Origin of the sequence: Microcoleus sp. PH2017_28_MFU_U_A (genome assembly GCF_020738035.1) — a bacterium.
In the GTDB taxonomy this organism is placed as follows: Bacteria; Cyanobacteriota; Cyanobacteriia; order Cyanobacteriales; family Microcoleaceae; genus Microcoleus.
The window spans coordinates 18,798-36,927 of sequence record NZ_JAEQCX010000048.1 but is presented as its reverse complement, the minus strand read 5'-3'; the positions used below and the strand labels follow the sequence as shown (position 1 = coordinate 36,927).

Genomic DNA, 18,130 nt, shown 5'->3' with positions numbered 1-18,130 from the left:
GTCGTGTCTGAGGTGAAGGCTGAAGATTCGATCGATACTTCTACCAAGGATTTGCCGGTTTCAGACAAGGCTGTCGTGTCTGAGGTGAAGGCTGAAGATGAGAAATTGGCGATCGTACTGACTTCCACTCCGAATGAGTCTGTCAAAACCGATTCGGTGACTTCATCTCCAACAGTCATCGATCCGTTGACAATAAAAGAAGAAAAAGAGGCGATCGCAACCCCTATTTCTACTACCACAAAAGATGCACCAGCTTCAGATAAAACTGTAACGAAATCAGTTGAAATCGAATCTCAAGCAATTGCACCTCAACCTGCGCCTAAAAACATTTCAACCGTTGAGACAGAAACCAAGATAAATCAACCACAACCTGCTGTTACTCTCAGCCCTAAAACCGATGAACAACCAGCAATTTCTACTCAAGCATCTGGTAAAATTTTTCAGCCGATAGTCCACGAAAGCAAGCCAAATATTTATCCTCAAGAACTTTCGACTGTCAATCAATCAATTGCGACAGATAGCAAGCCAGTAACGGCAATACCAGAATTAGCTAAACCAGCAATTTCTACCAACAGCCAGCCAGCAATTTCTATTCAAGAAGTTGCTCCGATAACTCAACCTGTCGCACCAAATGCAACCAGCATAATAGCCACAAATAGTCAAGAAAAAACCAATACAGAACCCACAAATTATGCACAGAATATCGGCTCGAATCCAGTCACAACGACTACCTCATTCCCTTTTTCAAAAGCATCTCAACCCTTAGTCGGTATTATTAGTACAGGATTTAATGCCAATAATTTCGACATAGACTACAGCCGCATTACTCTCGGAAAAGACCGCATTGCTAATGATGATAATCCCTTAATTCAATCCGGTGAAGGCAGCGAACAAGGAACTCATGTTTTAGGCTTAATTGCCGCCACTCAAAATAATAGCAAAGGCATCGACGGCATTAACAATGAAGCACCGATTTGGTTAGGTAGGGCTAGTGGCAATAACAGTTGGGCAGAATCCTTAATTGAATTTGTCGATAACGCCAAAAAATCCGATCGACTCAATGCAGTTGTTAACATTAGTTTTGAACTAACTCAAGTTGATGTTAGCGGCAAAATAGTTTCTCGCTACGAACTGACAGAAGCCGAAGAAAATGCCCTAGAATACGCTCGCAAAAATCACATCGTTGTTGTCGTTCCTGCTGGCAATAATCCCCAAGAAATATCAGCTTTAGGCAAAGCATCCCTTCAGTTTGACAATATCATCAGCGTCGGTGCATCATCGGGTGGTCAAGTGACAGATTATTCGGGAAATGGCAAAGGTTTAGATATTTTAACAGAAGGAGGAACGCTGAACAATCCCGTGCGATCGCCCTGGATGCTTCTCCAAGCTATCGAAAGGGCGTGAAGCGCAGGTATCCCGAGCGTGAATCGCCCTTATTGAGGTGAAAAGTGCGATGTGCATCAATGCCCAAGAAACCGGGTTTTTCATAATCTGAGGGCTGTGGCGAAATATTGTCGTCAAAAACCCGGTTTCTGGCTTCTCCCTGAATTTCTTACTTCCGCAGCACCGAAGTGATAATCACTGTAATAGTGGCACTAGCAATTAAAGTGAAAGCAAGTTGTACTACCCACTGAGTTGCTTACTGGTAGTTAGAAAAGCGATCGTTAAATTTCTCGGAATCCCTCGATAGCTTATCTACATCTGTCGATAGCTTGTCCAGTTTCTCAATTACATCTACCAAGGTTGGTTCCTTTTTGGATGTAGTGGTCATTTGGTTTATTTTAATTCGATAATTATATTGTAATATATTATATTGTGTGTTTTGTCGCCTTTTAAATTATTCATTTGTTGTAAATTCTGAGTTATGTTAGAATTAAGATTCAACTGAATAATGGGAGAAAACTTTTATGACAGCGATGACAGTCAAAGATTTAAACCAAGTTCAGACCCTTTTTTCCGAAGCGGGTTTAGATTACACAATTGAACTAGAAGACGGGAAAATTTCAGTTATGGGCCCATCAGACATTGTATCCAGTGAAATCAGTAGCCGTCTCATCGCCTTTCTCTTCGCTTGGATAAATCCACGCCGCTTGGGGAGAGTGTTTGACTCCGCAGGCGGTTTCATCATGCCGAATACCAACGTCAAAGCGCCAGATGTTTCGTTTGTGCGGGCGGCCCGCTTGCGCCAAAGTCCGCGTTATTTTGGTGAACTTGTTCCCGATTTGGTGGTTGAGATTAAATCTCAAAGCGATCGCATTAAGGCTATAGAAACTAAGGTTTTGAAGTTTATAGAGCTGGGTGCGGTTGTCGGCATCCTGATCGATCCTGATGAGGAAACAGTGGCAATTTATCGATCGACTGGTGAACCGACTATTTTAGCAAATGGCGATATTTTAACAGTACCAGAGCTTTTTCCCGGTTGGGAATTGCCCGTTTCGGAATTATGGCCTCCCATTTTTACAGAGGAAGAAACACAATCCTGATGCGTTTAAGTTTGAGATTGTTGTTGCAGAAAATAGCCGACTAGATAAAGTGAACCGCACAGGATTGTGAGGTTTTCGTCGGTAACAGCCGCATCTAAAGCTGTTGTTAAGTCGGGAAAAGCTTGAGTGAGAGTTAATTCAGGGCAGATATTTTCAGCAATGGCGGCTAATTCTGTGGGGGATGCTGAGTTTTGATCGGGTACGGGAACGAGATAAAGCCGATCGCCCTTTTTGAGTAATGCTTGTAAAATATCATCGCAGTCTTTCGTCGCGAGAATCCCGATTACCCAGTTAATCGGCGACGGGGAAGCGGTAAGATTGTCTACATATTCGCGCAGGGCGATCGCAGCAGCAGGGTTGTGCGCGCCGTCAATCAGGATGTTGCGGTTGTTCCAAGTTACCTGCTGAAGTCTACCCGGCCATTGGGTTTGGGCGATTCCTTGTGCGATCGCACTTTGGGAGATTTGCCATCCTAGGTTTTGCAGAGTGTGGAGAGTTGCAAGTGCGATCGCCGAATTCATTAATTGAACTTGTCCCAGCAATGGCAATTTATATCTTATTTTAACACCAGAAAAATCAGAATTAACGCCGATTTCTGGACTTGGATAATATTCTGCAAATCCGTCTTTTAAATCCACCGCAGGTTTTACCCAAACAGCCGGACAACCTAATTCTTGAATGCGTTTTTCTACTACTAATCTAGCAGATTCCGGCAACTCTCCGACAACTACCGGACACTTTGATTTAATAATTCCCGCTTTTTCCCCAGCAATATCAGCGACAGTCGGGCCGAGGATTTGCCAGTGTTCGAGACTGATAGAAGTAATCACACTCACAAGCGGAGTTTCGCAAACATTAGTCGCGTCTAATCTACCGCCCAATCCGGTTTCAATCACTGCAATATCTGCTTTTTGTTCGGCGAAATACAGCCAAGCTGCGGCGGTGATGATTTCAAATTGAGTCGGAGTTTCCGTATTACCTTCAGCAGCGCGGACAACTTTTTCTAAACAGTCTTGCAATGCTATTGGAGAAATTGGTTTTTGGTTGATACAAATTCTTTCTGTCCAATCGATTAAGTGCGGCGATGTGTAGCGCCCGACTCGATAACCTGCCGCCGTGAGTACGGATGAGAGATAAGCGCAAACGGAACCTTTGCCATTTGTGCCGGCAACGTGGATAATGGGTACTTGTTTGTGGGGGTTGTCGAGTTTTTCGAGGAGTTGGTGAATTCTTTCGAGGCCGAGGTGGACGCCGAAGTGTTGGTATGATTTGAGGATGGAGTTTGCATTCATTGAGGATTATAAGTGTTATATTTGTTTGTGAATTGATTTTTTTACGAACCGCGAAGACGCAAATAGCGCGAAGGAAGAAAAGAGACAGATGTTGACGAGTATGAATATTATTTCTTTGTTTTCGGGTTGCGGTGGCTTGGATTTGGGTTTTCGCTGGGCTGGGTTTAATCCGGTTTGGGCTAATGAGTACGATCGCACTATTTGGGATACCTACGAGTTTAACCATCCTGAAACTATTTTAGATCGCAGAGATATCCGAAAAATCAATTCTGCTGAAATTCCTGACTGTATTGGGATTATTGGCGGGCCTCCGTGTCAAAGTTGGAGTGCGGCGGGCGCGAAACGGGGAATTGATGATTCTCGGGGTCAGCTTTTTTGGGAGTATATTAGAATTGTCCGAGACAAGCAGCCTTTGTTTTTTTTAGCTGAGAATGTTAGCGGCATCTTAGCGCCCAGAAATCAGGATGCTTTCACTTATATATTATCGCAGTTTGAGGAACTTGGGTATCGGGTTTCGTTCAAGTTGGTGAATGCTAAAAATTTTGGTGTTCCCCAAGATAGGCAAAGGGTGATTGTGATCGGTTATCGTCAGGATCTGGGTTTTGGTTTTGAGTTTCCCGCACCTGGAACCGAGGTTTTGACGCTGCAAGATGCGATTTTCGATTTGCAGGCTGAACCAATTCTAGTTCATGGTAAATTAGATAATTATCACGATTCTGTCGCGAATCACGAATGTGCAGATTTGGGGTTTTCCAGCATTTATATGTCGCGGAATCGAGTTAGAAGTTGGGGTGAACCTTCCTTTACAATTCAGGCCAGCGGCAGACACGCGCCTTTGCACCCTCAAGCTAGTAAAATGATTTTAGTTGGCAAAGATCAGCGCATTTTCGATCCGAATTCGCCTCAGCCTTACCGTCGGCTTTCTGTGCGAGAGTGTGCGCGAGTTCAGACTTTCCCGGATGACTTTATTTTCAAGTACAAGTATATTGCTGACGGCTACAAAATGGTTGGGAATGCCGTACCTGTTAATTTGGCTAGAGTTTTAGCAAGTAAGATTTATGCGGATATTTGTTCTGTAGGGGCGGTGCCAAGAGTTCCCGCGCTCTCACTCCTGTAACATTATCTGTTAATTTTGCCATAAATCATCTAGAGTAAAGTTGCGGGGATTTTTCAGAGTAAAGGTTTGATTTTCTTTGATCAAATCTCCCGTACAGATGAAAGGCAAGCGTTCTTGATAAGCTTTGATAGCGAGGATATAATCTTTGTCTGCAAGTTCGGTTTTAATTTTCTGTAATTTGTCGCAAATCACGCCTAACAAGGTAATTTCGCCACTTAGTTTGTCGGCGTTGGGCGTGTGAATTTGCATCACAACTCCCTGAATAGTTGTATTGGGAAGCGCGGTAATTAAGTCTGCTAAAATTTCACTTTGCGATCGATTTTCTACGGATTCTAATATTTCGATTATCTCCCGGATTCGGGCACCATAATCTCCGAGATTTTGTTGGTTGGGGAGTAATATTTCAAATTCCTCTCCGGCGACTGGTTTGTGCCAAAGTGTGGCATTTTCTAAGAAAGGTTTGTCTTCATTCCACCCGTGAATTTGCAGGTAATTTCTAACTTGATTTAGGTTGACTGTTTGGAGGGTTTCGCTATCTTGGAATGTGACTTTCATGGTTGAACTCCTTGGCTAATCCCCTCCATAATTGACTGAAGGGCGATGACTGTAAATTGATTAGTTCTCGGTATAGTGACTGTGACAGCGGTGGTGTTTTGTGTTTCTGGCATTCCCCGCAGGGATATCCAATATCCGCAGTTATTCATGCAGGTTTCTGTTTCTGACTGAGTTAACCAGTTTGCTATTGTTTCGGGGATTAAAATGACAACTAAAATTCGGGGTACGGCGAAGTCATCTATTCTCAAGTCATCGTAGTTTTTGAGTTTGAGAGGGTAGCGAATCGAGTTATTTTCTCGAACATCCCTTGATGTCGATTTTAACTGCAATTCTAAGCGAGGTGCTCGGATGCTACCTGTCCCTCCTTTGGCAGCAATTCCCCAGTCTACGCTATCGTCGTCTACAAATGGTTTGTAAAGAGAATAGCCTGCAACGCTGGCGATGGCTTGCAGGTAGGTGTTGCTAAATTGTTCTTTTTGTTGGTTGATATCCACGCTGGCTTGTATTTTTTATATGGTAACTCGAAGTCCTAGATATAATATCAATTTAGCTAAAAAACTCTGCTATTATATAAAGTTGCGGTGCGTGAATGCTGAGTTCTTATACTACCGCACAAATCTATTCGCTGTCACGCACCATACATCGCTTTGAACGCAGATTATCGATCGCCCTTAGCAGCATACACAGCATACAGCCGATCGAGCTTTAGGAAGGTTTGCAGCAGCGCATTCGCCCCCTGAGTAAACTGTTCGGGCGAAGTATACTCATCTTCTGCATGGCTGATGCCGCCCCGAGAAGCCACGAAAATCATCTTCATTTTTTGCCAACAAGCGCACAAATAGTTGTTTCTTGTTTTCTGCCTCTTAATTGAATACTCTTAACGGGTTTTGCTTCGTAGCTATCGCTCACCAATTCCCAGGTTTCTCCTGTTATTAATACTCGATAAGGATTGTCTTCTTTAATATCTTTATTCATTGGTTCTAACCTGGCGGCAATATTCACAGTATCTCCTAAAACCGAAAAATTTAATCGATTCCCGCCGCCGACAGTTCCAGCAATAATCGACCCTGTATGAATGCCAACTCCGAATTCAATTTTTGGCTTTCCTTCCCTTTGAAACTTCTGATTTAATTCTTTCAATCGTTCTGACATATCCAAACAAGCGGCAATACAATTTTGAGCGTCCTGTTTGATTTCTTCAGGTTTAGTATGAGGAAAGGGAATGCCAAATATTGCCATAATTGCATCGCCAATATATTTATCGATCACGCCGCCGTGATTCATAATACACTCACTCATGGCATTTAAATATAGATTTAGCCAAGGCATCAATTCATCTGGAGATAGTTGCTCGGAAATGCTAGTAAACCCTCGAATATCCATAAATAAAACCGTAGCGACCATTTCTTGCGGTTGCAGTTCGCCATTTTTAAAGATTTCGTCTTTTCGCTGCCAAATTAATTCAGCAGTTTCTTTTGCCATGTATTTTTCAAATAGGCTCATTAATTGTTGTTTCTCTTGTTGTTCTCGCAGTTGCAGTCCAATTCCAGCTAAGACGATCGTACCAATCGGTGCAGCAATGGGCATTAGTAGAGAATTAAACGTAAATAATAAGAAAGAAACTGCATACCAGATTAGAGGGAAAAGGATAGCGATCGCAATTCGTCCCCTGGGCCCAGATTTCGATAATATTCCGCTAGTAATTGGCCCAATTAAAAGTAATATCAGCCAACTTGTCCAGCCAGGTAAAGGTTGCAGCAGTCGGTTATTTAGCAAGTTATCGATAACTGCGGCATGAAGGTAAATCCCACTGGTGGGTGAAATTTGATTTAAAGGAGTCCGCAAGGGATCTAAACCTGTTGCCGTCGTACCTACTAATACCAATTTGTCTTTAAAAGCATCTTTGGTAATTTTACCTTCCAGAACATCAGCAAACGAATAAGTCGGTATAAATTGCGTTTTCCCAGGCCAATTTATCCCTGCACTGTAAAATTCTAGACTGCCGTTATTAGGCGGTGATAAAAACTTTTCTAGCCCTCCAGATTGCGGTTGCTTGTCGGCGTTGTAAACTCGCAGCATGGCAATTCCCAATGAGGGAATATCTCGCAACCACAGCGTGGCTTGACGACCGATTCCATCTGTGTCTGACTTATGGAAAATATGACCTCGATCGGCGGCTGCGGCTTCTAAAGTTGGTACAATTGGTAGCGGTTTTCCTCGGTCATCCCAAGCCTTAGCTAACACTACATTACCTGTTGCACTCATAGCGTCTGCAAGTTGGTCATCTTGGGGACTGGATTCGGCAAAAATAATGTCGAAACCAACGACTGCGGGTTTAGCAGGGGAAAGGGCTTGTAATAATTGAGTGTAGCGATCGCGCGAAAACGGAAATCTCCCCAACTTTCTTAAACTTGCTTCGTCTATGGCAATGACTACTACTCGTTTATCCCAAATAGGTTTGGGTAAAATTCGACTTTCGCGAAGTTGAAACAGGCTGTTAGATCCGAGTTGTTCCAGCGGTTTCCAGCCACCCAAATGCAACGCGCCCAAGGAAATAAGAGCAGCAGCAACCCCCGGCAGTAAGGATTGGCTGCGGGTAAAAAAAACTCGCAAACGAGGGATTATTAATTGAGTCATTATCTATTTCTTAAGTAAACTAGCACCGAGTTCATAAGACACCTCATTTCCCACCGGACTGCGAACAACTAGCCAGTAGTCAGAGTTAGCTGGTCTCGGCACTATCTCGTCGATTTTACCTGTTCGATCCATCTTTAAGGGTTGGCCGTTTAAATACACTAAATTCAGCGGATCGACAGTACAAATGCATCGAACTTTGTCTTGACTGATGGCTGATAAACTGATCAATTCATAGTTCAGATTTTCTTTGAATGCCTGGGGTGGATTGGGAGGATTGCCGGGAAAAGTGACGGAAGCATAGCCCTTTTCTATCTTCACAGTTTGCCCTTGAGCGCTAGCGTCAACCTTCCCCTCAAATAAGGCAGTTGCGGCTTTTCCCTCTGGGCCAACACCCACGGCGAACTCAGTCCCCCTGACACCCACAACTCCCGCTGGGCTGTTAATTTCTAGGCGCGAATTGGCGTTAGTCAAGCGTCGGGCCGAAACTCTTGCCAATCCTGCGGGGACTGACAGCAAGGTAACTCTACCTCCATTGACAGCAACGGACAGACCTTTAACTTGGACGGTGCTTAATTCTGCTAGATTAATCGTAGCGATGCCAGTGTCTACCGCTAAAACCGCGCTAGAGTTTTTGCCTGTGGAGATTTGCTGGCCGGCTGTTGTCAGGCGATCGCCCACTTTTGCTGGTCTGCCTTGATATGTTACGCTTCCCCTAACTTGCCGTACTTCTACCCACCGACTCCCCGGCAGTTGAATCTCCCTAGCCAGCAAAGGTAAGGCGAAAGTGATTAAAATAGTAGTAAATAGGATTGCTACCCATTTAGAAATTTTAGACAGATTTAATTTCATCACAAAAAATATTTAGCCAAGACTACTATTTATACTACTATTCTTTCGGTAACTTCTCAGGAAAATTTCATTCCTAACAGGATTTACGCAGACACAATATATGTAGTGCGGACACAACTACGATCGCACCCCGCTTGACTATTAGGGCGATTGCCTCAAAGGCAATCGCCCTTGAGGCAATCGCCAACCCTTCTTGAAATCTAGAAACGGATAATATTGGCGTATTTTTTAGATGCTCGGCAGTCACTTATTATCACATTTTAATGATGCGTTACAACTCCATGAATCGATCGCCCTTAGCAGCATACAGCCGATCGAGCTTTAGGAAGGTTTGCAGCAGCGCATTCGCCCCCTGAGTACACTGTTCTGGCGAAGTATACTCATCTTCTGCATGGCTGATGCCGCCCCGAGAAGCCACGAAAATCATCCCCATATCGGTAAAGCGTCCGATTTCTTGGGCGTCGTGTCCGGCCCGGCTAATTAAATGCCTGTAACTAAACCCTAATTCTTGACAAACTTCTACAATTGCATTCTGAATCTTTGGTGCTGCTAGTGTTGGCTGTACGTGCAGCAATTGAGTTATTTCGATTTCGGTTTGGGTGGCAGAGGCTATTGCTTGAAACTCCAATTTCATTTTAGCTAACAACTGTTCCAAATTAGTTTCAGACAAATCGCGCAAGTCGATTTTAAACTCGACTTTTCCCGGTACAGTATTCGTAGCATTCGGCCACACAGTTAAGTAACCTACCGTTGCCACTTGTTCTCCGGGTGTTTCTACTGCTAGCTTGTTGACTGCTAATACCATTTGGGAAGCCGCTACCAGCGCATCCTTTCTGGCGTGCATGGGCGTCGATCCAGCATGATTGGGGCTGCCCGTTACTCTCACTCCCAGGCGGTACTGTCCGACAATTCCTTTGACTACTCCTATACAGTCGCCCGTACTTTCCAAAACACCTCCTTGTTCGACGTGCAATTCCACAAAAGCAGCTATTTCTTTGGGATGGCGTTTTGCCTCCGCAATTTTTGACCAATCTCCGCCAATTTGTGCTAAACAAGTTTGGATGGAAGTGGCATCGCTGCGACGGTAATATTCGGGGTTGTTGACTGTATTTCCCGCCATCGCTTTGCAGCCGATAACGGTGCTTTCTTCGTCGGTAAATACGATCGTCTCAATGGCGTGTTCCAAGCGCAGGCCGTTTTCGCGCAACACCCGCACGACTTCAATTCCTGCCAAAACTCCCAAAACTCCGTCGAAATGCCCCCCCGTAGGAACAGTATCAATGTGAGAACCGGTTGCTAGTGCGGCACCTTCGCGCAATCCGGGATATCTGCCAATTGTATTTCCGGCCGCGTCAATCCGAACAGTCATCCCTGCTTCTCGCATCCAAGACTCAACAAGTTTGCGCGCCAGCAAATCTTCTTTGGTAAAAGCTACCCGACTGACACCTCCTCCCGGCAGTTTGCCGATTTGGGCGAGTTGGGCAATGCTGCTGTTGAGGCGCGAACCGTTGACTGAAAGTGCTAGCCTAACTGTCATGTTACATTCTCCTATTCTGGGAAATTTAATGATGCGATCGCTCTTGTATTATTAATCATTTAACTGATTATTGTAGAATGTATCCCAGACAGGTTAAATCTGTAAAATAATGTAGTTTTGCCTACAACAGGCGATCGGCTGTAGCACTTAAACTGCTGCAATCAAAATACAGCACGCAGCATAAAGCGATCGCAGCGATTTAACTGTAGAAACAAGTACATTTTTATCGATCGGGTGATATGAGTCAATCCACCTAATTAAACGTAAAATACCGATCGCTAAAAATCTTGGCCTGTATGTCTTCTGTTTACCCGCTGGCGCAGCCTTTATAGCCTTTATAGCCTTTATAGCCTTTATAGCCTTCTTCCTTCTACCTCCTACCTTCTACCTCCTTCCTTCTTCGTTCTTCCTTCTTCCTTCTTCCTTCTTCCTTCTTCCTTCTACTTATGAGTCAAACACCAATTGTAAGCAAACGAGTATTCATTTGCGGTTCCGCCCTGCGGGGTCAGCCAGACAACAGCAACCTGGGAGAAGCAAAGTTCATTAGAGAAGCCAAAACTCGTCCGATTTACCGCTTGTACTCCGCAGAAAATGGCTGGCATCCTGCAATTTACGAAGTGGCTACCGGAGGCGTATCAATTCCGGGAGAAGTGTACGAATTAACTGTCGCAGACTTTGAACAGCTTGCAGCCGGAGAACCCCCACATATGTATCCATCCGATGTGATTTTGGAAGACGGGGAAGTATTAACCGCTTTCTTCTACCCCCGCGAGTTAGTAGAGAAATACCAATGGGAAGATATTTCCGATCGCGGTGGATGGGCCGCTTACAAAGCAATTTCGCACTACTGAGATCTTGCACCATTTGCAATCAGCCTTTTACGGGCGGGCGAGACGCCCACCCCACGGGCGAGACACCCCAGAATCAAACTCACCCTTTGTGGAACAGGCATCTTGCCTGTTCTTGACATGGGTGCAAGATGTCAGCAGTCAGGACTTCAGTCCTCCCAGGTTCGTAGTAAGGACTTCAGTCCTCCCAGGTTCGTAGTAAGGACTTCAGTCCTTCTTAGAAACCATCGGTTTATGATATTCATGCCAATGTCGGGCAATATCAATGCGGCGGCATATCCAAACCCTCTCATGCTGCTGTACATAATCCAAAAAACGCGCCAAAGCTGCCGCCCGCCCAGGCCTCCCCGTCAAGCGGCAGTGCAGCCCCACACTCATCATTTTGGGTGCAATCTCGCCCTCGGCGTAGAGTAAATCAAAAGCATCGCGTAGGTAAGCAAAAAACTGATCCCCAGAGTTAAACCCCTGACTCGTCGCAAACCGCATATCGTTATTGTCAAGAGTATAAGGAATTACCAAGTGAGGTCGATCGCACTCGTACACCCAGTAAGGCAAGTCATCCGCATAGCTGTCGGCATCGTAGAGAAAACCCCCTTCTTCCACTACTAGCTTGCGGGTGTGCGGGCTCGTGCGTCCCGTATACCAGCCGAGGGGACGGCTGCCGGTAACTTGCGTGTGAATGGCGATCGCCCTGTGCAAGTGTTCCCGTTCCGCCTCTTCCCCAAAATACTTATAATCAATCCAGCGGTAGCCGTGGCTGGCAATTTCCCAATCGGCCTCCAACATCGCTGCAACGGCTTCGGGATGCCTTTCTAACGCCATCGCCACGCCGTAAACAGTCACCGGTATCTTCCGAGAAGTAAACATCCGATGCAGACGCCACAAACCGGCCCGACTGCCGTATTCGTAACAGGATTCCATATTCATGTGGCGCAGTCCCGATAGGGGTTCGGCGCCGACAATCTCTGACAGAAATGTTTCCGAATAACCGTCGCCGTGCAGGATGCAGGTTTCTCCACCTTCTTCGTAATTGATCACAAATTGCAGTGCTATGCGCGATCGATCCGGCCATTGAGGATCGGGGGGATTTTGCCCGTAACCGATTAAGTCTCGCGGATAATTTACTGGCATATATAACAGTTGACAGTTGACAGTTGATAGTTGACAGTTGATATAGTAATCCGATCTGATTCTCACAAAACAACGCCCGCTTGTCTTCCTCGACTCCTTGTATAGTAAGATCTTCAGGTTTTTGAGATCTAGAAAATCAATTAGGATTGCTATAGTTTACAGTTGATAGTTGGCAGTGGACAGCTTGCCCGGTTGCTTAGAGAAGAGTTGACACTTGACTGTTGTCTGTTCATTGATTACGCATCGGTGCGTCGAAACCCGGTTTCTACGAGTTTTGCTCTTCGGGAACGAGAAATATAGTAAGAAACCGGGTTTGTGAGGGCGCAAGTGCGATCGCGAACTACAGTTGTTAGTTATCAGTTTTCAGTTTTTTTTGATTAACAACTGTCAACTGTCAACTGTCAACTGTCAACTGTCAACTGTCAACTGTCAACTGTTTCCCTTCTATCTCCTGAATTTCTTTAATTACCCGCGCTTTACTGGCAATTAAATGTTCTTGAATTGCTGCGGCTGCTGCGACGGGATTTTGTTCGATGACAGCTTGAAAAATGCGACGGTGTTCGCTGCGGATTTCCAATACTCCGGGATTGTATTCCATCGTGCGAAGCCGCACTAATATCATTTTGTCAAATACCTGATCTAATAAAGTTACTAACCAAGGATTGCCGGAACTTTGGGCTAGCAAGCGGTGAAATTGGCAGTCAGCGTAAAGCAATTGATAATTTGTCAATTCGCCCGATCGCAAATATGTCGTACTTTCTGCCTGCAACACAATCGCTTCCAATTGTTGAACTTGAGCCGGTGTCGCATTTTGGCAGGTCTCGGCTACCGATAGCTGTTCCAAAGCAATCCGACAATCATAAAGATCTGCTGCATCTGCGATCGACAGCGTAGCGACGCGCAATCCGTGATGCGGATCTGCCGTAACTAAATTTTCACGTTGCAGTTCGCACAAAGCCTCTCTCACCGGAGTCCGGCTGACGTTGAGCATATCTGCCAGTTGAGTTTCGATCAAGCGTTCTCCAGCCACTAATTCCCCCGACAGGATAGCAGTTCGGAGAGCTTGATAAGTCTGTTCGTGCAGAGATTGAGTGCGGCGAATCGCGCGAAATGAAAGACCCAAAGTCAGTTGTCCTTAAGTTTTAAATAGAGTTGGTTTGCTATTGTTAAAGATTGTTGATTCAGCCTCATATCTCAGGTTGTTATGTTATATCAATTCCGGCTGCGCCGGAATGATATAGAGGAGACGGCTTGGCCTTTGTCCCTACCCCAGATTGATTGTAGGGACAAAGGCCAAGCCGTCTCCTCATTTTGGCAGCTAATAATTCCGATGCAGCCGGAATTGATATTAAATGACTTTGGCTGACTCATTATTAATCATACAGCACATTAGAGGTTTGTCAACCATTCTCAATAACAGGCAGGATGCCTGTTCCACCATAAAATTTATTCCTTGTGGAACAGGCATCTTGCTTGTTCGCTCAGAAGCTGAACTGAGTGCGAAGATTGCCCACAAACACGGTGGGATTGCCATCAAAATTGTTGGCATTAAAGATAGCGTAGAATGCCGGGACGATCGCAATATTATTAGTAATCGGGTAATAATACGAACCCTCTACCTCGTACTGAGTACCTCCATTGCCGCCGCCCGAGAGCAAGAACCTGCGACCCGAGATATAATCGTGGGGAACCACAAATGAAAGTACACCCAGCGCGCCCTTTTTTCCCAGATCCGGAAATCCAATGCCAACTTGAAAAGATTGTACTTTAATGTCTCCGCCAGAGCGATCGCGATTTACCGGATTTACCTCAAGTTGGCCGTAGGAATACCGCCCGAACAAACCAAAATTCCGGCTCAACAACCAATCAAAATTAACCACAAAAGTATCAGCACCGGAGTCTCTAACTCTTCCCCCAAAACCGTCATCCGCATAACCGTAAGGCAGCGGTTCGCCCACAGCACCGCCAATAAATCCATTATAAGGTTTGAGGCTCGATCGCGCGTAAATCAGCCGCAGATTGAAAGAATTGCTGGGGGCGTATTCCAACTGCGCTGTCATTGTGTTGGAACTGTTAAACAAACCATCCCTGGGATTGCTAGCAGTATTAAATACAGCAGGATTCAAAAATTCTGTATTTTCAGCCATATAAGCAGCCGTCAACTTCAGCGGCTTGGCAACTTGCCAACTGACAACAGCACCAGAACCGCGATCGACTGCATTTAACAGTGTACTTCCGTTCGAGTTAAAACTCGTTGCCCCTTTCAGATAAAATGTGAAACGGTTGCCATCAAAATATCGATAATAATTCAATCGCGGCCCGATCGCAACTTGGACTTTATCTCCGACGGGAAACGTGTAGGACATCTCGCGAATTCCCACAGCATTAGCCGTTGGCGCACCAGTTTGATCTAAAAAAGGACTTCCCCACGAGTTGTAAAAGCCCGCCGAAACTAATTCGTTTGCAGGCGAGTTGCCGTTGCCGAAAACCAACTGAGTTACCAGGGAATCTTTGCCAGTAAACGAAGTGTTTAGCGTCAGGAAAGCATAGTAACTAAAAGTAGTTTCAGGCTGCCCGCGCTCAACGCGAGTCGGTCGATTGTTAGCATCGCGAGTTGGGGCAGCAAACGGGCTTCCGGGGGCGGTGCGGCTGCGTTCTGCGGTGATATCGCCAGTCGGAAATGCTGAGGTGAGGTTGAACCAAACCGTCGCATTGAGTTTTGTGGTAGTTGAGAATTGATTCGATTCTAAATTCGCCGTGCGAGCTTCTAATACATCGATTCTACCGCGCAGCGTTGCTAGTTCTGCGGCAAATTCTTCTTGTAGTCTCTGGAGTTTCTGTAAATCCTCTTTTTTAACTAAATTCGAGGTTCCTGCTGTTACCAACTCAGCAACTTTATCGAGGCACGCATTCAAACCGGCGGCGAATTCGTAGCGAGTCATGGCTCGATTTGGGCGATAAGTGCCGTCGGGATATCCAGCTATGCAGCCGTAGCGTTCTACTAATGATTGCAGCGCGCCAAATGCCCAATCTGTGGGTTTAACGTCGCTGAGTTGGGAAACTGATGTGACTTGTTCCATCTCCGGCGAGGCGGAAGTATCGGTTGCTTCTAAGCTGTCTGCCTGGACTTGGGTGATGTTTGTCGGCGCTGGTTTTTCTGGGGTTTGAATTGATTCTGATAAGAGGTTTGATTCGCTGGTTTTTTGAGTTGCTGTATCTGTCGGTTGCAGATTATTTGGTTGGGAAGTTGCGGCGACTTCCGATTCTTTGTTTGTTGTTGGTTTCGCTGAAATATCGGCAGTTAGTTCTAGGGTTTGTGCAGGCTTTGTTTTTGTGGAATTTGGCTCTAGCGCAACTGGTAATGTACGGGATTGTTCTGTTGTTATATTTGTCTGGGTGACATCGTTTTGTTGAGAATTTACTGCTGTTTTTTCGCTGTTTGTTGTGAGGGAAATACTCTCGGCTTTTTCTGGCTTTTGTGGTTTGGCATCAGCGATTGTTTCTGGCGTTGATGCGGGATTTGCCGCTGTTTCAATTTGGGCGATCCTCTTCGAGGGCTTCGCTAACGCACTTTGTGACTGGGCGGCATCAACCAGCGGTAAGTCGCCTGGCGAGGCTATTATTTCTTGAGTTTTATTATAGGAAACTTCCGCAGCAGAGCTTGCCGGAGAATGCAGCAGGCTAATACAAAATAGTGAGGGTGTTGCTGTCACTAGGATTTGGAAATATAAAAATTTAGACATGAGCCTCACTTGGATTCAATACTGTACCAAAAGTAGCATTTTAGTGCCACTGTTTGCGCTGTGGTTTGGCATTGGTACAGTGCCAGCAATTCTGACGGCATTTTTGCGGGCATTTTCCCGCAGTTAACGTAGTGAGGACTTCAATCCTCTTTCCCAATAGCCGACTCAAGGCGAAACCGCGCAATCTCATAGATTTCTGTTAAAGCCTGCTGCATTTCAGTTTCTGGGGAATTGTTGAGGCGGCGCTCAAATGCTTCAAGAATGCTGGTTTTTGTCTGGTTTTTCACCGCCACAATGAAGGGAAAACCGAACTTTTCGCGGTACGATCGGTTGAGGGATTGCAAGCGATCGAACTCTGCGACAGATAGCCGATCCAAACCTGCGCCGGCTTGTTCGTTAACCGATGCTACAGCCATTTTTGCTTTGCTTCCCAAGTCCGGGTGTGCTTGAATTAATGCTAATTTTTCTTCCCCAGTCATGGAATTGACGACTGTTACCATTTTAGCGCGCAAGTCGGCTGTGGAGGCAAAAGGGCGATCGTCCCAAGTGCAACGGGCGACTGTGGGAGTGCGTTCAAAAATCGCGCCCAAGGCTTCTGTAAATGTCTCCTGGCTCATTTCGTTGAGTTCAATGAGAGAGTATTGCATTGCTAATTAAATTAATTAATACCATTTCTAAAAAATATTGCTACCAAAGAAGTTGGTCAGGTGCGTCGCTGTGAGATTGTCGATCTTTTTTAGGGATTTTCGATGGCGACGCACCCTACATCTACAAACTGTCAACTGTCAACTGTCAACTGTCAACTGTCAACTGTCAACTGTCAACTGTCAACTGTCAACTGTCAACTGTCAACTGACTTTAGTTTGTTCGACTTCGCCGTGGGCTTTTAGAAGTGCAGCAATTTTGTGGCGGATGATGATTCCCGGCTTATCTGTCAGCATATGTTGCTCTTGGGCGATGTCGAGCGGTACGTCCCAATCTGTTGTTTCTAAAATCCGCTTGTCTTCTAAAGTAACAGCGCGATCGAAGGCAATAATATCGCTGGTTTTTGCCTCATTTTCGGTATCGTTCCGGAGGCAAAACTGCACCATTTGAGAAGTCGCATCGTCAATCGGAGTCATGGTATTGACGATGATGTGAACGAGTCCGTTTGGGTAAGCAATCCGCAGCTTGACGGTAAACGGTAGAAACCAAATTCCGTCTATTGTCCGCACGGTTTCAGCTTGCTCTATGTTTAAGTTTTGCTGTTGTTCGGCGGGATTAGCGACACCCAAAACACTTCGGTAATGCAGTTCCCATTCTGTTTCTGTAAACTCCATCACATCGGGCGTGAGATGCTCTTCGCTGCCGAAAGTTGCGGTATGTACAAAAGTAGGATGAGCCATATCTAATTCGTTTTCCATCACCCGCAATCCCGCACAATTCCAAGGTTCGTAAAATTCGTGAATTTGGCGGTAGTTGGGGTCTGCTGCTTCGGGAATATTGGGAATCTCGGCGATTGGTTCGTCCAAACAAACCCAAACGTATCCGTAGCGATCGCAAGCCTGATAAGATTTTACTTTGTAGTTGCCAGAAATCGAGCCGTTTGGCTGTTGTGGAACACTGACACAAGTTCCTGACGAGTTGAATGTCCAGCCGTGGTAAGCACAGGAAATGTTGCCGCTGACAACTTTTCCCAGGGAAAGTTTAGCAGTGCGGTGACAGCAGCGGTCTTCTACTGCTGCGGGTTGGCCTTCAGAATCGAGCCAAAGTGCGATCGGCTGACCTAATAATACAAAAGGTTTTGGTTCGCCTGACAATTCGGCGACGGGAATAACGGGATACCAGAAGCGTTTGAAAACAGGTTGTTTTGTGACTAACATGGTTTTTTTAATTTTAAATTAATTATTTGACATCTCCCCTCTTTAGTTAAAGCATGGTGCGTCGCTCCAACAATTT

The 18,130-nt window shown here is 45.5% G+C and carries 20 protein-coding genes; 6 read left to right on the top strand and 14 right to left on the bottom strand.

Annotated features, from left to right (window positions below; translation table 11 throughout):
- Positions 1-1,404: S8 family peptidase (locus JGK14_RS11985; RefSeq protein WP_325315103.1), on the top strand; the 1,404-nt coding region annotated here is incomplete at its 5' end.
- A gap of 235 nt (positions 1,405-1,639) precedes the next feature.
- Here JGK14_RS11985 and JGK14_RS11980 read toward each other — a convergent pair.
- Positions 1,640-1,771, bottom strand: a complete 132-nt coding sequence (locus tag JGK14_RS11980; protein ID WP_293182031.1) for a hypothetical protein — start codon at positions 1,769-1,771, stop codon at positions 1,640-1,642.
- A 136-nt stretch (positions 1,772-1,907) separates the two neighbouring features.
- Here JGK14_RS11980 and JGK14_RS11975 point away from each other — a divergent pair, with 136 nt between their 5' ends.
- Positions 1,908-2,483, top strand: a complete 576-nt coding sequence (locus JGK14_RS11975; RefSeq protein WP_293182033.1) for a Uma2 family endonuclease — start codon at positions 1,908-1,910, stop codon at positions 2,481-2,483.
- Between the two features lie 5 nt (positions 2,484-2,488).
- Here JGK14_RS11975 and JGK14_RS11970 read toward each other — a convergent pair whose 3' ends face one another.
- Positions 2,489-3,775, bottom strand: a complete 1,287-nt coding sequence (locus JGK14_RS11970; RefSeq protein WP_293218184.1) for a bifunctional folylpolyglutamate synthase/dihydrofolate synthase — start codon at positions 3,773-3,775, stop codon at positions 2,489-2,491.
- A 100-nt stretch (positions 3,776-3,875) separates the two neighbouring features.
- On the opposite strand from JGK14_RS11970, the gene JGK14_RS11965 reads away from it, so the two are divergent.
- Positions 3,876-4,892 carry a DNA cytosine methyltransferase gene (locus JGK14_RS11965; RefSeq protein WP_293324730.1) on the top strand — a complete coding sequence of 339 codons (1,017 nt, stop codon included), beginning with the start codon at positions 3,876-3,878 and terminating at the stop codon, positions 4,890-4,892.
- Between the two features lie 9 nt (positions 4,893-4,901).
- Here JGK14_RS11965 and JGK14_RS11960 read toward each other — a convergent pair whose 3' ends face one another.
- From JGK14_RS11960 to JGK14_RS11930, 7 genes are all read right to left on the bottom strand, one after another.
- Positions 4,902-5,447, bottom strand: coding sequence for a hypothetical protein (locus tag JGK14_RS11960; RefSeq protein WP_293324727.1), 546 nt, complete (start codon positions 5,445-5,447; stop codon positions 4,902-4,904).
- Positions 5,444-5,941 carry a DUF4365 domain-containing protein gene (locus JGK14_RS11955; RefSeq protein ID WP_293324724.1) on the bottom strand — a complete coding sequence of 166 codons (498 nt, stop codon included), beginning with the start codon at positions 5,939-5,941 and terminating at the stop codon, positions 5,444-5,446. Before JGK14_RS11955 ends, JGK14_RS11960 begins: the two co-directional genes overlap by 4 nt.
- A gap of 164 nt (positions 5,942-6,105) precedes the next feature.
- Entirely contained in the window at positions 6,106-6,264 is a 159-nt protein-coding gene (locus JGK14_RS11950; protein WP_293191526.1) for a hypothetical protein, read from the bottom strand.
- Entirely contained in the window at positions 6,261-8,084 is a 1,824-nt protein-coding gene (locus JGK14_RS11945; RefSeq protein WP_325315102.1) for a CHASE2 domain-containing protein, read from the bottom strand. The genes JGK14_RS11950 and JGK14_RS11945 overlap by 4 nt, the downstream gene beginning before the upstream one ends.
- A gap of 3 nt (positions 8,085-8,087) precedes the next feature.
- The gene (locus JGK14_RS11940) at positions 8,088-8,933 is read right to left on the bottom strand and encodes a FecR family protein (protein WP_293224947.1); all 846 of its coding nucleotides are present in this window, start codon (positions 8,931-8,933) and stop codon (positions 8,088-8,090) included.
- Positions 8,934-9,006: 73 nt separating this feature from the next.
- Positions 9,007-9,180 (bottom strand): hypothetical protein, encoded by a 174-nt coding sequence (locus tag JGK14_RS11935; RefSeq protein WP_293224949.1) that lies wholly within the window; start codon positions 9,178-9,180, stop codon positions 9,007-9,009.
- 24 nt (positions 9,181-9,204) lie between these two features.
- Complete coding sequence (locus JGK14_RS11930) at positions 9,205-10,470, bottom strand: Zn-dependent hydrolase (RefSeq protein WP_293191530.1); 1,266 nt, start codon at positions 10,468-10,470, stop codon at positions 9,205-9,207.
- 446 nt (positions 10,471-10,916) lie between these two features.
- On the opposite strand from JGK14_RS11930, the gene JGK14_RS11925 reads away from it, so the two are divergent.
- A complete protein-coding gene (locus tag JGK14_RS11925; RefSeq protein ID WP_293191532.1) occupies positions 10,917-11,321 on the top strand; it encodes an allophanate hydrolase-related protein in 405 nt (134 codons plus the stop codon).
- A 204-nt stretch (positions 11,322-11,525) separates the two neighbouring features.
- Here JGK14_RS11925 and puuE read toward each other — a convergent pair whose 3' ends face one another.
- Positions 11,526-12,449, bottom strand: coding sequence for an allantoinase PuuE (gene puuE / locus JGK14_RS11920; RefSeq protein WP_325315101.1), 924 nt, complete (start codon positions 12,447-12,449; stop codon positions 11,526-11,528).
- Positions 12,450-12,864: 415 nt separating this feature from the next.
- Positions 12,865-13,572, bottom strand: a complete 708-nt coding sequence (locus JGK14_RS11915; RefSeq protein WP_293182057.1) for a GntR family transcriptional regulator — start codon at positions 13,570-13,572, stop codon at positions 12,865-12,867.
- Between the two features lie 81 nt (positions 13,573-13,653).
- On the opposite strand from JGK14_RS11915, the gene JGK14_RS11910 reads away from it, so the two are divergent.
- Positions 13,654-13,815 (top strand): hypothetical protein, encoded by a 162-nt coding sequence (locus JGK14_RS11910; protein ID WP_293182059.1) that lies wholly within the window; start codon positions 13,654-13,656, stop codon positions 13,813-13,815.
- Between the two features lie 115 nt (positions 13,816-13,930).
- Here JGK14_RS11910 and JGK14_RS11905 read toward each other — a convergent pair whose 3' ends face one another.
- Positions 13,931-16,192, bottom strand: coding sequence for an iron uptake porin (locus JGK14_RS11905; RefSeq protein WP_325315100.1), 2,262 nt, complete (start codon positions 16,190-16,192; stop codon positions 13,931-13,933).
- On the opposite strand from JGK14_RS11905, the gene JGK14_RS11900 reads away from it, so the two are divergent.
- Positions 16,191-16,319 (top strand): hypothetical protein, encoded by a 129-nt coding sequence (locus tag JGK14_RS11900; protein ID WP_293182062.1) that lies wholly within the window; start codon positions 16,191-16,193, stop codon positions 16,317-16,319. The genes JGK14_RS11905 and JGK14_RS11900 overlap by 2 nt on opposite strands.
- Positions 16,320-16,332: 13 nt before the next feature.
- On the opposite strand, the gene uraD is transcribed toward JGK14_RS11900, so the two are convergent.
- Entirely contained in the window at positions 16,333-16,839 is a 507-nt protein-coding gene (gene uraD, locus JGK14_RS11895; RefSeq protein ID WP_293182064.1) for a 2-oxo-4-hydroxy-4-carboxy-5-ureidoimidazoline decarboxylase, read from the bottom strand.
- A gap of 201 nt (positions 16,840-17,040) precedes the next feature.
- On the bottom strand, positions 17,041-18,054 hold the full coding sequence (locus JGK14_RS11890; RefSeq protein ID WP_293182066.1) for an aromatic ring-hydroxylating dioxygenase subunit alpha: 1,014 nt from the start codon (positions 18,052-18,054) through the stop codon (positions 17,041-17,043).
- Positions 18,055-18,130: the final 76 nt, after the last annotated feature.

Coding starts and splice junctions, on each gene's coding strand:
- JGK14_RS11980 (WP_293182031.1), bottom strand. CDS start 1,771: ATGACCACTACATCCAAAAAGGAACCAACCTTGGTAGATGTAATTGAG.
- JGK14_RS11975 (WP_293182033.1), top strand. CDS start 1,908: ATGACAGCGATGACAGTCAAAGATTTAAACCAAGTTCAGACCCTTTTT.
- JGK14_RS11970 (WP_293218184.1), bottom strand. CDS start 3,775: ATGAATGCAAACTCCATCCTCAAATCATACCAACACTTCGGCGTCCAC.
- JGK14_RS11965 (WP_293324730.1), top strand. CDS start 3,876: ATGAATATTATTTCTTTGTTTTCGGGTTGCGGTGGCTTGGATTTGGGT.
- JGK14_RS11960 (WP_293324727.1), bottom strand. CDS start 5,447: ATGAAAGTCACATTCCAAGATAGCGAAACCCTCCAAACAGTCAACCTA.
- JGK14_RS11950 (WP_293191526.1), bottom strand. CDS start 6,264: ATGAAGATGATTTTCGTGGCTTCTCGGGGCGGCATCAGCCATGCAGAA.
- JGK14_RS11945 (WP_325315102.1), bottom strand. CDS start 8,084: ATGACTCAATTAATAATCCCTCGTTTGCGAGTTTTTTTTACCCGCAGC.
- JGK14_RS11940 (WP_293224947.1), bottom strand. CDS start 8,933: ATGAAATTAAATCTGTCTAAAATTTCTAAATGGGTAGCAATCCTATTT.
- JGK14_RS11930 (WP_293191530.1), bottom strand. CDS start 10,470: ATGACAGTTAGGCTAGCACTTTCAGTCAACGGTTCGCGCCTCAACAGC.
- JGK14_RS11925 (WP_293191532.1), top strand. CDS start 10,917: ATGAGTCAAACACCAATTGTAAGCAAACGAGTATTCATTTGCGGTTCC.
- puuE (WP_325315101.1), bottom strand. CDS start 12,449: ATGCCAGTAAATTATCCGCGAGACTTAATCGGTTACGGGCAAAATCCC.
- JGK14_RS11910 (WP_293182059.1), top strand. CDS start 13,654: ATGTTATATCAATTCCGGCTGCGCCGGAATGATATAGAGGAGACGGCT.
- JGK14_RS11900 (WP_293182062.1), top strand. CDS start 16,191: ATGAGCCTCACTTGGATTCAATACTGTACCAAAAGTAGCATTTTAGTG.
- JGK14_RS11905 (WP_325315100.1), bottom strand. CDS start 16,192: ATGTCTAAATTTTTATATTTCCAAATCCTAGTGACAGCAACACCCTCA.
- uraD (WP_293182064.1), bottom strand. CDS start 16,839: ATGCAATACTCTCTCATTGAACTCAACGAAATGAGCCAGGAGACATTT.
- JGK14_RS11890 (WP_293182066.1), bottom strand. CDS start 18,054: ATGTTAGTCACAAAACAACCTGTTTTCAAACGCTTCTGGTATCCCGTT.